12 protein-coding genes are annotated in these 14,031 nt (G+C 36.5%); 2 read left to right on the top strand and 10 right to left on the bottom strand.

Going from position 1 to position 14,031, the window contains the following annotated elements; translation table 11 throughout:
• The 8 genes from MKJ01_RS01085 to MKJ01_RS01050 form a co-directional block, all read right to left on the bottom strand.
• Nucleotides 1-1,188, bottom strand: coding sequence for a UDP-N-acetylglucosamine 4,6-dehydratase (locus tag MKJ01_RS01085; protein ID WP_241611062.1), 1,188 nt, complete (start codon nucleotides 1,186-1,188; stop codon nucleotides 1-3).
• Nucleotides 1,189-1,207: 19 nt separating this feature from the next.
• A complete protein-coding gene (locus tag MKJ01_RS01080) occupies nucleotides 1,208-2,509 on the bottom strand; it encodes a nucleotide sugar dehydrogenase (RefSeq protein WP_241611061.1) in 1,302 nt (433 codons plus the stop codon).
• Nucleotides 2,510-2,541: 32 nt separating this feature from the next.
• Nucleotides 2,542-4,917 (bottom strand): polysaccharide biosynthesis tyrosine autokinase, encoded by a 2,376-nt coding sequence (locus tag MKJ01_RS01075; protein WP_241611060.1) that lies wholly within the window; start codon nucleotides 4,915-4,917, stop codon nucleotides 2,542-2,544.
• Between the two features lie 40 nt (nucleotides 4,918-4,957).
• On the bottom strand, nucleotides 4,958-5,767 hold the full coding sequence (locus MKJ01_RS01070; protein ID WP_241611059.1) for a polysaccharide biosynthesis/export family protein: 810 nt from the start codon (nucleotides 5,765-5,767) through the stop codon (nucleotides 4,958-4,960).
• Between the two features lie 112 nt (nucleotides 5,768-5,879).
• Nucleotides 5,880-7,844: a nucleoside-diphosphate sugar epimerase/dehydratase gene (locus MKJ01_RS01065; protein WP_241611058.1), complete on the bottom strand. Its 1,965-nt coding sequence runs from the start codon at nucleotides 7,842-7,844 to the stop codon at nucleotides 5,880-5,882.
• Nucleotides 7,845-8,097: 253 nt separating this feature from the next.
• Nucleotides 8,098-8,562: a regulatory protein RecX gene (locus MKJ01_RS01060; RefSeq protein ID WP_241611057.1), complete on the bottom strand. Its 465-nt coding sequence runs from the start codon at nucleotides 8,560-8,562 to the stop codon at nucleotides 8,098-8,100.
• Nucleotides 8,563-8,620: 58 nt separating this feature from the next.
• Complete coding sequence (gene glyA, locus MKJ01_RS01055) at nucleotides 8,621-9,889, bottom strand: serine hydroxymethyltransferase (RefSeq protein WP_368366189.1); 1,269 nt, start codon at nucleotides 9,887-9,889, stop codon at nucleotides 8,621-8,623.
• A 112-nt stretch (nucleotides 9,890-10,001) separates the two neighbouring features.
• Entirely contained in the window at nucleotides 10,002-10,916 is a 915-nt protein-coding gene (locus tag MKJ01_RS01050) for an NAD(P)/FAD-dependent oxidoreductase (protein WP_241611053.1), read from the bottom strand.
• 120 nt (nucleotides 10,917-11,036) lie between these two features.
• On the opposite strand from MKJ01_RS01050, the gene MKJ01_RS01045 reads away from it, so the two are divergent.
• The gene (locus MKJ01_RS01045; RefSeq protein WP_241611051.1) at nucleotides 11,037-11,417 is read left to right on the top strand and encodes a Fur family transcriptional regulator; all 381 of its coding nucleotides are present in this window, start codon (nucleotides 11,037-11,039) and stop codon (nucleotides 11,415-11,417) included.
• Between the two features lie 836 nt (nucleotides 11,418-12,253).
• Here the strand turns inward: MKJ01_RS01045 and MKJ01_RS01040 are convergent.
• A complete protein-coding gene (locus tag MKJ01_RS01040; protein ID WP_241611049.1) occupies nucleotides 12,254-12,415 on the bottom strand; it encodes a hypothetical protein in 162 nt (53 codons plus the stop codon).
• Nucleotides 12,416-12,664: 249 nt separating this feature from the next.
• On the opposite strand from MKJ01_RS01040, the gene MKJ01_RS01035 reads away from it, so the two are divergent.
• On the top strand, nucleotides 12,665-12,805 hold the full coding sequence (locus MKJ01_RS01035; protein ID WP_241611046.1) for a hypothetical protein: 141 nt from the start codon (nucleotides 12,665-12,667) through the stop codon (nucleotides 12,803-12,805).
• 4 nt (nucleotides 12,806-12,809) lie between these two features.
• On the opposite strand, the gene MKJ01_RS01030 is transcribed toward MKJ01_RS01035, so the two are convergent.
• Entirely contained in the window at nucleotides 12,810-14,012 is a 1,203-nt protein-coding gene (locus tag MKJ01_RS01030) for an efflux RND transporter periplasmic adaptor subunit (RefSeq protein WP_241611044.1), read from the bottom strand.
• Between the last annotated feature and the right edge of the window lie 19 nt (nucleotides 14,013-14,031).

The following is a 14,031-nucleotide window of genomic DNA, read 5'->3' as shown; positions in this document are numbered from 1 at the left end:
TTACATTTTAGAATCTAAATACTTTCCTGTTTCTTTATGCCCAAAATCTGGAATCATTTCGAAGAATAAATCTACAATTTCTTCTTTATTCCATTTTTTAGCAGATTTTAATTCATTTATCCTTGTTTCAAATAAATTAAGTTTTTCCTCTTCAATATTTAGATCATTTTTAATGATACCTAAATTTTCGAAACGGTTCATATCTAAAATCTCTTTATCAGTAAAAAATTCTTCGAAATCTTTCTCGCCAGTTGTATCACTTAAAGTGAATAAACAAGGCCATTTTCCTTCTTGTGGTAAAGTTTCGATTAAAGCTCTTGCTTCATCCTCATCTTTACATAAATAAGGTTTATATCCTATTTCTGCAAGATATTTCACAGCAATTTCTGCAAAAGTAATCAGGTGTAAATTTTCGCTTAATTTAGGAAAGAAAATATCTCTGTTTTCTCCAAAAATGCACGACATTAAACATAACTCACCAGATTCTTTTGGAGTCACAAAATAACGTTTGATATCATTAGGCGCTACAATAGGCTGTTTTTTTTCTATTCTCTTATTAAATCCGTGCAATAATGAACCGTCTGAAAATGCTACATTTGCAAAACGAGCAGTGGAAATTTTAATATCTGTGCTTTTCCGCATTAAAAACATTTCCATAATACGTTTGGAAGCTCCCATCATATTTACCGGATTAGCAGCTTTATCAGTTGAAACACAAAAATATTTTTTCACTCCTTTCAGAATAGACTGATCTAATGTTTTGTCTGTATTGAAGACATTTACATCTATCATTCTCATTAAAGTAAAAGGATCTTTTTCACTTCTTACATGTTTAAGAGCCGATAAATTCAAAACGTAGTCGTAATCACCATCTGAATTCCAAAAAACTTCATATTCTATAGAACCAATATCTAAGGAAAAAGTTTGAAAATCACCATTAATGTAACCATAAGAACTCCGAATATCACGTACTAATTCTACCATATTGTTCTCACTTATATCAACAATATGTAATTTTTTAGGATTACGTTTAAAAATTTCTTTAGTGGTTGCTGCACCAATTGAACCTGCGCCACCAATAACTAAGAATTTAGAAGAAGAAATTATTTTTTTTAGTTCTTCTTCATATTTATTTATATCATTTGAGAACAATTCGGTTGTTCTGCCAATTAGATTTAAAATGTTCATGATCAATTTTTTTAATGATCTATAGCCGATTATCAAATTTACTCAAAACACCTTTTACATCATACATGACACCGTTATTTTTTAAATATTGAGCCCACTCAACATTTAAAAACTCCTCATGTGCCACTGTTAGAATAATTGCATCAAATTGAGAATTTTCAACTTTGTCTAAAACTGACAAAAAGTTTATATCATACTCATGATTTACCTCAACCTGACTTGCCCAAGGATCATAAGTCACTACTTCAGCCTCATATTCTTCGAGCGATTTTATTACATCAACAGCTTTTGTATTACGTACATCGGGACAATTCTCTTTAAAAGTAATTCCAAGATTTAAAATTTTTGCACCTTTTATTTTAATGTCATTTTGAATCATCAGTTTAATAACCTGAGAAGCCACAAACGATCCCATAGAGTCATTTAATCTACGTGCTGCCAGAATAAGTTCTGAGTAATATCCTACTTCCTGCGCTTTTTGTGCAAGATAAAAAGGGTCTACTCCGATACAGTGTCCTCCTACCAAACCTGGTTTAAATTTAAGAAAGTTCCATTTTGTTCCGGCGGCTTCAAGAACGTCATGCGTATCAATACCCATTAATGAGAAGATTTTTGCTAACTCATTTATAAAGGCAATATTAATATCCCGTTGCGAATTTTCAATCACTTTTGAAGCTTCCGCAACTTTAATAGTTGGTGCTAAATGTGTTCCTGCGGTTATTACTGAACGATAAAGATCATCTACAGTTTTGCCAGTTTCTGGTGTTGAACCAGAAGTAACCTTTAGTATTTTATCAACGGTATGCTCTTTATCTCCGGGATTAATACGTTCCGGAGAATAGCCTACAAAAAAATCTACGTTAAACTTTAGACCAGAAACTTTTTCTAAAACGGGAACGCATTCTTCTTCAGTCACTCCAGGATAAACTGTAGACTCATAGATAACAATATCATTAGGTTTTAAGACTTTTGCTACCGTTTCGCTCGATTTATATAAAGGAGTGAGATCTGGACGGTTATTTCTATCTACGGGTGTAGGTACAGTAATAACATAAATATTTGCTTCTCGTATGTCATCTAAATCTTCAGAGCAGTATAACCCGTTATCTAAAATATTTTTTACAGGATTTTCGGATAATGTAACATTTTGTAAAATATCATTATCTACTTCTAAAGTAGAATCTACACCCAGTTTTAATTCTTCAATTCTCTTATGATTTATATCGAAACCAACCACTGGATATTTTGTAGCAAATAATCTTGCTAATGGTAAACCTACATATCCTAAACCGATAATAGCAATTCTTTGTTTTTCTTTCATTTCTTTTTATATGAAAAGTCAATTAATATTAATTATGATTTAATTATTCTTTTCCACCATGGTTCATTAGAATCGGCATTGTAGCCATATCCATATTTATAGCCATATCCATATCCGCTGTTCATTTTACTAACATCATTCAGCATCACACCTACATTTTTAATTTTCTTCTCACTCACCTGTTTATTGATAAAGCCTACCAATTCTTTTTCGGTATAACCGGAACGGGTAACATATACGGTAACATCTGCCACATCAGAAATTAAGAATGAATCTGTAATTAACATCAACGGGGCAGTATCCAATATGATATAGTCATACGTTGATTTTAAGCTTTCTACTAGGTTTTGGTACCTTCCGTTGGATAATAACTCTGTAGGGTTTGGAGCAATAGCCCCTGAATAAATCACATCGCAATAGGGATTAAACGTAGTAGAATGGATAATGTCTGAGCTGCTCATCTTATCATCATACATAAATTCCGAAAGACCCGTTAATCCTCTTCTGCTTTCATTATATCTCTGCAACTGCGGATTCCTGATATCTGAACCGATAATGATTACTTTCTTTCGGGGTGTTGCCAATGTGAGGGCTAAATTTACCGATATAAACGTTTTACCTTCCCCTTTCACAGTAGAGGTTACGAAAATAACATTTCCTTTTTTATCTTTAGGCAACATGAAATTAATATTGGTAATCAAAATTCTGAATGCTTCCGCAAGCGGGGAAAGATCATTCAGCTGTACCAGTTCAGGTTCCCCTTTTTCCAAGCTAGGAATTTCTCCTGTTACCGGTGCATCTTTTAACAGCTTTTCAAGATCGGATTTAGACTGTATCTTATTATTAAGCAATTCTATCAGGTAGATGACAGCAAAAGGTAATAATAAACCAATTATCAAAGCTCCTAAATAGACCATTTGTTTTTTAGGAGAAACCGGTGAAGGTGCCGTCAAAGCATCATCTACAATTCTTGCCTTTGGTGCGGCAATAGCCAGTGAAATAGCAGCCTCCTCTCTTTTTTGTAAGAGCAAAAGATATAACTGTTCTTTGATATTCTGCTGCCTTTCAATGCTTCTGAACATCTTTTCCTGAACAGGAATTTTAGAAATCCTTCCGGACAGCCTGTTCTGTTCACTAAGAATATTATTCCTGGCAATCTGAAGGGCAGACCTGCTTTTTTGCAGGCTTTTTATCACCGAGCTGCGCATGCTGTTGATCTGGCTGGTAATATTCTGAACTACCGGATTCGCATTGGTTGAATTTTCCAGTAAACGGTCTCTTTCAATGACCAACTGGTTGTATGAAGCAATATCTGATGACGTATCTGAGTCTGAAAGACCTACATTCAGTGGTAATACCTGATAAGCTCCCTGTCTGTTAATTGATCCTAATAAGCTATTTATCAATTCAAGTTGAGATTCATTTTCCAGTTGCTTCTGGCGTGAATCTGCTGCTGTCTGTAAAGACAACTCGGCTTCAGCCTGAATATCTGCAATGTTATTTCTTACTTTAAAATCTTCTTTCTGGGTTTCAACATTACCCAGCTCCTTACTTATTAAAGTTATTCTTTCATCAATAAAACTGGCCGTTTTCTGAGCTTCAGAATTTTTATCGAGATTAGCCTCACGGTTATAATTAACCGCTAAACGATTCAATATATCTTCTGCCCTTTCCGGCACAGGATCGGTAATTGCTATTTTAAGCACGGTAGCCTCTTTTTGAGCCAGGCTGATATTAAGTTTATTAAGATAATATCTTGCCCTATCCATTCCGGACATAAACTGAAGCTTATACTTCTTCCCGGAAACATGATTTGATTTAAACTGAGGATTCTTTTGAAAAATCACAACTCCAAAAGGCAGACTAACCGATTTGTTGAAAGAGGTTTCAATATGCTTAGCAAAACTTTCAGATTCAATAATGATCTTATCTCCTTTTATGGTAACGTTTACCTCTTTGGCCGGATATCTTCCTTTTTTCTTTTCGTTGATCACCCTTACTAAAAAAGGAGAAGTTTCTTTGTAGAGTTCCGCATCTTTTACATTTGCTTCGGCATAGACATTGGTTTCCAATGCCAGCTCCCGCACTACAGAAAGCATAAGTTTTTTAGATTTCAGGATTTCGATCTCATTATCTACTGAATTGGTCCCCATACCACCAATTCCGCCAAGTTCAGAAATCACAGACATTTCAGGCTGTGCAGAAGCGGATTTTTTCACTTCTTTGATTAATAATGTGGACTCGGTACTGTACACCGGAACACTATATCTTAAAAAGAACCATGCAACAACAACTGCCACGATACAACCTATAATAAACCAATACCATCGTTGGATATACGGTTTTATTATTTCTCTGATATTTATAGACCCTTCCTGAGTCTCATCCTGTATTTGATTGTAATCCAAAATAAATCTTAATATTAATGTCTGTGAATTGATTGATTGATTATCTTCTGATCAGAGCAAGAATCCCTATGGTAAGAGAAGCAATAACGGATGCTACAGAAATATAAATTCCCGTATTAGGATCAACTCTGGCCGCCTTTTCCCTGTTTTCATTAGGCTGCACATAGATAACATCGTTCTGTTTCAAATAGTAAAATGGTGTGTTTATAAACTGAGCGCTCGTAAGATCTACCCTGTTATGGGTAATCTGCCCATCCACATTTCTGATAATTAATACATTCTGACGCACCCCGTATGTTGTGAGATCTCCTGCTAATCCTAATGCCGACCATACTGTGGCATTACCGTCAGGAACCACGTAGGTGCCGGGTCTTGCCACCTCGCCCACCACGGAAACCCTGAAATTTATCAGTTTGGCATCTACCACAGGATCTTTCACGTATTTTCCGATAAGACCTTCCAGCTTTACTCTCAGACTTTCTATATTCTCATTCTGTACACTGACTTTTCCTATCTGGGGAACAACAATGTTATAATCCGTATCTACCCTGTACGTAGGGCCTGATACAGGCATTTGTTGTGGAAGATTATTTGAACTGGGTGTTGAATATTGGGTTATTGTTGTACTTGATGAGTATACCTGGTTAAAAGGCTTGACTACATCCATATCTTTTGCAGTTACCGTAATGATCAGCTGATCTCCTGGCTGCAAAGTAATGCGGCTGTTTTTTACCGAATTATCCAATGCAATACTTTCGATGTCCTTCATATAATTAATCTCCTGTCTTGGAGTACATGAAAATAGGGCAACACTTAAAAAACCGTAAATAAAATATTTTTTTAAAATCATTTCTGATAAATTTTTCACAAAAATAGAATTAATATTCTTTAAACAAAATTTGCTTGTCACGATAAAGCGGTTTCCACTTTATTTTAAATTGATGACTAAACAAAAGTACTTATTAATCCTTGACACTATCGATAATCAATTTTTCTTTATTATCTAAAATTTCGAATTCAGAATTATTGCTGATAAATTCAGGAACAATTTCCTTTAAAAGCATTACCACCTGCAGTTTATCTCTTTTTACCGCAGATTTAATAATTTGCTTACAAAGGATTTCCACTTCATCAAATCCTAAAGAAGGATCTTTTGAAATCATAATTTTTTCATGATGCGTAGGAATGGTTGTTGCGTTATTACTCAATAATTCCTCATATAATTTTTCTCCGGGCCTTAATCCGATAAATGTAATTTTCATATCTACATCAGGAGTATATCCTGAAAGCCTGATCATTCTTTTGGCCAGATCCAGAATTTTCACGGGCTCACCCATATCAAAAACATAAATCTCACCGCCATTCCCCATGGTACCGGCCTGAAGAACCAGCTCACACGCTTCAGAAATAGTCATAAAATAACGGATGATATCCGGATGCGTAATCGTTATCGGTCCTCCTTTTTCAATCTGTTTCCTGAAATGCGGTATCACAGAGCCGTTTGATCCCAATACATTTCCAAAACGGGTTGTGATAAATTTAGTACTGTTTCCAGGTGAATTTTGAAGCGACTGTACAAATAACTCTGCCGCTCTTTTGGAAGCTCCCATCACATTGGTAGGATTCACCGCTTTATCGGTAGACACCATTACAAAACGGTTGACTTTATATTTTTTAGCCAGCAGAGACAAATTCTTAGTTCCTAAGACATTAACAAAAATAGCTTCGTGAGGATTTTCTTCAATCAGAGGTACATGTTTATAGGCTGCAGCATGGTACACCATAGAAAACTGATAGGTTTCAAATAACTTCTCTAGTCTGTAGCTGTTTGAGATGTCAGCAAGAACAAATTTAAATTTCTGTTCCGGAAACTTTTCGTGCAGTTCCAGCTCCAGCTCATACAAAGGAGATTCCGCCTGATCCAGCACCACAACAAGTGACGGATTAAATTGTGATACCTGCCTTACAATTTCACTTCCTATAGAGCCTGCTCCCCCTGTCACCAGTACAACTTTTTCAAAATGCCTTTTTCTTACTTCTTCGCTTTCTATCTTAATAGGTCTGCGGTTCAGTAAATCTTCGATCTGAAGCTGGCTGATGCCACCCACAAGATCCGAGTCTCTCATTTTGCTGAGTGACGGAGCTTTCAGTACTTTTAAGCCTTTGTCCAGTGCCAGTGTCATCCATTCTTCAATCTCCTGCTTGGTCATGATCTCTTTGATCAATAATAAGGCATCAAATTGTTTTAATATTTTTTCATTACCGAAAAATTGCGTTTTGGTATAGATTTTATGGCCTAATAATATGGCTTTACGGGAATCTGACCTATTGGTAACAAAACCTTCAAGATGATAAGGATAATTAGGATTGTGCTTGATGGCTCTTGCCAATGCAACAGACACATCTCCTACGCCTACTACCCCTACCCTTACTTTGGAAGAAGGTCCTTTAATATCGATCAGTGCATTAAAAAACTGCTTGGTGACCATTCTGAAAAAAAACATAATGGAAACCGAAATAAGAAAATACAGAAAAAGATTGGGATACAGGTATAGAGATTTATCCAACTCTATTTCACTCATGTAATTAATAAAAAGAAGTGTAAAGAGAGTACTTCCTGAAGATAGAATAATCTTAAAAAAATCAAAAAAAGTAGAATGCCTGATGATTCCAGCATAGGTTTTGAATATATACATAAACAAAACATTTACCAGGACAATAAGAAGCCTTTTTTCCATGCGGTATTCAGGAAAATTAACTTTTACATCCAGATTATCTAAAAATATCCGCGAAAGAAATATAGAAAATAAGACAATAAGAATGTCGATTGTAATAACCAGCCATCGGGGCACGTACCTCAATTCTGTGATTTTCACAATATTATCTCCATTATAAAGAGCACTAAAAGCATTATATAGCTTTTTCATCCAGTGTTAATTGGTTTTAATTAATGATGTAAAGTTAACTGATATTATTCAATTTTTACAAGGTGGTATATGATTTATTTTTTAACAGATTATTTTTTAATTAAAAATCGTGCTCAGAAAATCCCAGAACGGTATGCATTAATCGTGCCATCATGTCTAAAAAATAATTTTTTATCCTAAAATATTATATGCGCATCTTCCCAAACCCAAATATATCATAATTCAATGAATTATAAAGACTAATATATGATAATTACCATTGCTGCAAAACATTTATAATCACCTCATACTCAAAACCCTTACTGATCAAATACTGTATGGTCTTCGATTTTCTCTGATATTCTTTCACTCCTTTCTGTTTTTCATAGTAATTATCAAATATTTTCTTTATGGTCTGTTCATAATCTTCTTCATCAATTTCATCAAAGCATTTACTGATTAATTTTTCAGGAATATGCTTTTGTTTAAGGTTCATTTTAATCTTATTTTTTCCCCAGTGTTTGATATAAAACTTCCCCCGGATGTAACTTCGGGTAAACCGTTCTTCATTCAGATAATTTTCCCTTAGAAGATAGAGCATAATCTCTTCCTTTGCTTCATCGATCAGCAGAAACTCCCTCATTTTCTGTTCCACTTCGGCATGGCAGCGGTCCTGGTACACGCAGTAGTTAACCAGTTTCAGTTTTATTTCATCAAACGTATACGATTTCTTTTCCATACTGATAAAAAAAGAATGGGCAAAAGCCCATTCCTATATTTTGATTCAAAGAAGAATATTAATAATTGAATAAAGCTTTCCCTTCCATCAATTCATTTACTTTCTTTCTTACAGAAGCAATTACCTCCTCATTTTTAATATTGTCCACCACTTCAGATATTAGTCCTGCAATGGTATCCATATCATGTTCCCTTAATCCTCTTGTTGTGATTGCGGCAGTCCCTAATCTGATCCCTGAAGTAGTAAACGGAGACTTGTCATCAAACGGCACCATATTTTTGTTACACGTAATATCAGCAAGAACCAAAGCTTTCTCAGTTTCTTTACCGTTTACGTTTTTATTTCGAAGGTCAACAAGCATCAGGTGATTGTCTGTTCCGCCACTGACAATATCAAACCCTCTGTCGATCATTGATTTTGCTAAAGCTCTGGCATTGGACTGAACCTGCTTGGCATACGTTTCAAACTGTACATCCAAAGCTTCACCGAATGCAACTGCCTTACCGGCGATCACATGTTCCAGCGGACCTCCCTGAATTCCCGGGAAAACAGCTCCATCCAGAACCTGGCTCATCATTTTAGTCTCTCCTTTCGGCGTTTTATGGCCATATGTATTTTCAAAATCCCTGCCCATCATGATCATTCCGCCTCGCGGTCCTCTTAAGGTTTTATGCGTAGTGGTGGTTACCAGATGGCAATGTTCAAACGGATTATTTAATAAACCCTTGGCAATCAATCCTGCAGGATGTGCAATATCCGCCCAAAGGGTCGCTCCGATTTCATCAGCCACTGCCCTGAACTTTGCATAATCCAGATCTCTTGAATAAGCTGAGAAACCTGCAATCATCATTTTAGGCTTTTCTCTCAATGCCACTTCTCTCATCTGATCGTAATCGATAAGACCGGTTTCCTGCTGAACGCCGTAAGAAACGACCTCATACTGAATACCTGAAAAATTAACTGCAGAACCGTGGGTAAGATGCCCTCCCATAGAAAGATCCATTCCCATGATTTTATCTCCGGGCTTCAAAACGGCAAGATAAATGGCGGCATTTGCCTGTGAGCCGGAATGCGGCTGTACATTTACATAATCCACTCCGAAAAGCTCTTTTGCCCTGTTAATGGCTAAGGTTTCAACCTCATCTACAACTTCACATCCACCGTAATATCTTTTCCCGGGATATCCTTCTGCATATTTGTTAGTCAGTACGCTTCCCACTGCTTTCATTACATTCTCAGAAACAAAATTTTCTGATGCAATCATTTCAATTCCATGGGTTTGTCTTTGTCTTTCTTTTTCAATCAGGTCGAAAATAATATCCATTATACTTTTAGTTTTTGAAATTTTCCACTCCAAAAGTACGAAATTTCCTTTTAGTGAGAACAGGTAAAATCTGATAAAAGCTGATCATTAAGATAAATCAGCTTTTACATCTTTTTTATTCCGGAAAGGATGAGAATTCCTCAACAGAAAGTTCCCTGTTTACAATAGCTCCGGACATATTTCCCTGTGCCACAGCATTGGCCACGGACCGCATCATAGAAACATTGTCTCCGCATGCAAAAACACCTTCAACATTGGTTTTGTGGAAATGATCAATATTAATGAAGCCATGTTCTGTCATTTCAAGATTCAGATCCCCAGGATTTATATTTTGTTCAAAAGCAATCTTTGCGTACAAAGCCTCTAAAGGGAATTCTTTTCCATTTTTAAAAATCAGCTTCTGAATCTGTCCGTTTTTATGGATGACCTTATCGATTTCATCTTCTACAATACGGATTTTATTTTGATTGAACCGTTCAGCCTGTTCCGGAGTTAACGTTGACATTCCATTTGTAAATAAGGTCAGATCTTTTGTCAGATTGAAAACAATCTTTGAAAACTCAAATGCCATATCCCCGTTAGAGAGAATCCCGGTTGTTTTACCTTTTACTTCATACCCATGGCAATACGGACAGTGAATAACGGAAATCCCCCAGCATTCTGAAAACCCTTCGATATCCGGCATAATATCTTTAACTCCTGAAGCAAGAATTATTTTTTCAGCATACAGTTTTTCATGATGTTCCGTGGCAATTTCAAAACCTTCATCAGTTTTAGAGATTTTTATGACTGTTCCTTCGTAAAATTTCACAGTATCGTATTTCAGTACCTGTTCTTTGGAAAGATCTGAAATTTCTTTCGGCGTATTTCCATCCTGAGTCAGGAAATTATGGGAATGCGGCGTCTGCCGGTTACAGGGTTTTCCACTGTCTATAACCAAAACATTCCGTAAAGACCTTCCCAAAGCCATTGCTGCGGACAATCCTGCATAACTGCCTCCGATGATAATCACATCAAATTTATTCTGCATACTATTAATTTATTGTTAGTGTGAGGTATATGAATTCCGTAATAAAGTATCATATACCGCAAAGTTAAAATAAATTTCTTTAATGCGATATGATCGCAATAATAATTTTATATTTGCTGAATGATAAAAAGAAATACCGTTTCCAAACAAATGATCCTGGAATTTTTAAAAAAATCCAAATCAGCGGTAAGCCCGGATACTTTACAGAAAGAGCTGGGAAAGGCAGTAGACCGGGCAACAATTTACAGGGTACTGAACAGTTTCTGCGAAGACGGAATCATTCATAAAATACCGGGTGACGACGGAAAATTTTATTTTGCGGTGTGTATAAACTGTTCAGAAAAAACACACAGGCATAACCATTTTCATTTTAAGTGTATCGCCTGTGGAAAAATAGAATGCTTGCCTCATGAAATGGAAGTCCATGTACCGGAAGGTTATCAATCGGTTACTTTCAACGGATTGATTTCCGGATATTGTAAGGAATGTTCAGATCAGTAATGTGAACTTACAGCGTATAAAATTCTGATGACCATTTCTGTTTTTTATCTTTAAAATTTGTCCTGTCCGATACTTAACTCTTTCGTTTATCGGAAAATTCTGCTTCGTTTATATCTCGACAGGAAATTAAATGATGTGATATTCATCTGAATATTTTTCAGATATATCTCATAGTCTTTGATTTTGAGAATATAATTAAATTGATTTCAAAATATAATTTTCCACAGATGATAATGATGATGATGATGACGTGGATTTTTAATTTTTAAAAAATTATGGAATTATACATATTTTATTACATTTATTTATAGTTACTGAATTTACAATCAACGGGAACAGAGTTAAAAATTAAGCTTTAAAAGATTCATAAATTTTTGCCGCCGGGAATACATACATATTTTCCATAATAATGTTTATTAATCAACTGAATTACAAAGTTTTTGAATAATCTACCATCTCCGTATCATTACCGACTATCTGCTATTTCACCATAGGGTATACCGGCATTCATACAGCCAGAATTTCTGCCGGTTCTTATCCAGAAGCTTGAAATCCCCAGTTTACGGAATCCGAAAATAAATACACTTTAAATTAATGATTCATCAATAGTAGAAATTAAAATTCCCGTTAGAGATAACCTCCAAAAATGCGAGGATAGTTAAGGTTTTATTCGACACTTGTTCGGTAGTTCTTCGGAAAAAAGATGTTTTTTCCGAAGAACTACCGAAGAAACCCCGAAGCGCTTCCGAAGAAATGCCGGATGATACCTGTCATAGGCTACCAAAACCTGCCAAAACCGGACACAAGCTGCCAAAAACTTTCCGGGCCATTGAAAATTAAAAACCCTGTTCTATCTTCGTTTCGTTAACCAAAAAAAGCAACACCATGGCAAGAATCACAAAAGAAATCATTGAAAGGTTCTCAGCAAGATCAGGAACGGTAGCAGGTGCTAACCGGCGCAGACAGAACATCACGGCGACTGCGCAGTCAGGCATCATTAGGCTGGTGTCGCAGGACAATTCTGCCCTGGGTAGTACTTCGGCGGCGGACAAGACCAAAGCGTTGTGCTACAGTGAAGACCCGGGCATATTTAAAATCTCCGGACCAGTTGCGGGCAGGAGAAACCTTAAAGAGAAGTCACATAAAATCTGCGTGACTGCCTTCATCTGGACGAGCTAAACAGCATCTTATTAAAGTTTAAAACTGATTCTATTACCAAATAGTAGAATTATGGCAAAGTCCTGTCGATGGTTGAAGGAACATCTCTTTTGAAAAAGACGACAACGGTAAACGGGAAACAGCTTCTAAAGAAAGCAATTTGCAGAGGAGAAGATAATAAAAAAGCCCTGAGAACTTCCCAGGACTTCCGCTTACCGCGTATCATTTAGTTTATTATTTTTTGCCTTTTTCTTTCAACTCTTCTTTGTCCTTATCTGAAGGATTCCAGACTTTGATTTCAGAGTCTTTAGTAATTGGTGAGCCGGGAAGAACCTGAACGTTAATTCCATCGCTGGCCCCCAGTTTCACATATATTTTTTTGAACTTGCCGTCTTTTTGTTTTACCTCTACAAACGGAACATCTTTACCGTTTTTCTTTTCATACTGAACTAAAGATTCATCCAATAATAATGCATTTTTCTGGGAATTTAATACAATCTCCCCGTTAGCAGAGAATCCGGCCCTGATGTATTCATTGTTCGGATTATGCACATCACCTTCCACCGGGAATTTGATAGTTCCGTTATTATCTTTTCCTTTCGGTGCGATCATCGTCAGTTTTCCGGGAAATGTTTTATTCTGAAGGGCACCGATCACAATATTCATCTCCATTCCCTGCTTCAGCTTTCCAGCCTGTGCTTCATCAATTTCACCCTGAAAAATAAGCGAGTTAAGATCTGCAATTGAACAGATGGTAGTTCCGGCATTAAATGAATTGGCTTCAATTACCTGGCTTCCTACTTTTACAGGAACTTCCAATACGGTTCCGGATGCTTTGGAACGGATCTGGGTGGTCGCAAGGCCCTGCAGCTCAGGAATAGCTCCTGTTTTCGCAATCTGCAATGCTTTCTGTGCCGTTATCAGCTGCTGGTTTGCATTTTTAAGTGCCTGCTGCTGGGAAAAAAGCTGCTGCTGGGAATTCAGGTATTCCTGTTTGGAAATAACACCCTGCTTGAACAAACGCTCCTGCATTTCGAACTGCTTGCGCATGTTTTCAACATTCATTTTAGCATTGCTGATCTGCAGCTGGGCATTCTGAACGTTCTGCTGGGAATTGTTGACATCCGCCAAGTTCGGGACAATTCTTACCGTGGCAATCAGCTGTCCTGCCTCTACCCGGTCCCCTTCCTCCACTAAGATTTTATCAATAATCCCTGCTATATTCGGTTTAATTTCAATTTCTTCTTTCGGAACAATTTTTCCTGTTGCCATCACCTTGTCATCCATATTCTGAATGGTAGGTTTCCGGGTAAGGAAAGCCTCGCTCTCCTTAGAATTGGATTTCACAAGATACCTGATCCCGGAGAATAAAGCCACTGCAAATAAAAGCCCCAACACAATATAAACGGCTTTTTTCCAAGTGAATTTCTTTTTCATATGTATAGTTTATTTTTTA

This window comes from Chryseobacterium sp. SSA4.19 (assembly GCF_022601875.1).
Lineage (GTDB): Bacteria > Bacteroidota > Bacteroidia > Flavobacteriales > Weeksellaceae > Chryseobacterium.
Note: the sequence above shows the minus strand (reverse complement) of the source record. Positions and strands in the feature narration are given on the sequence as shown.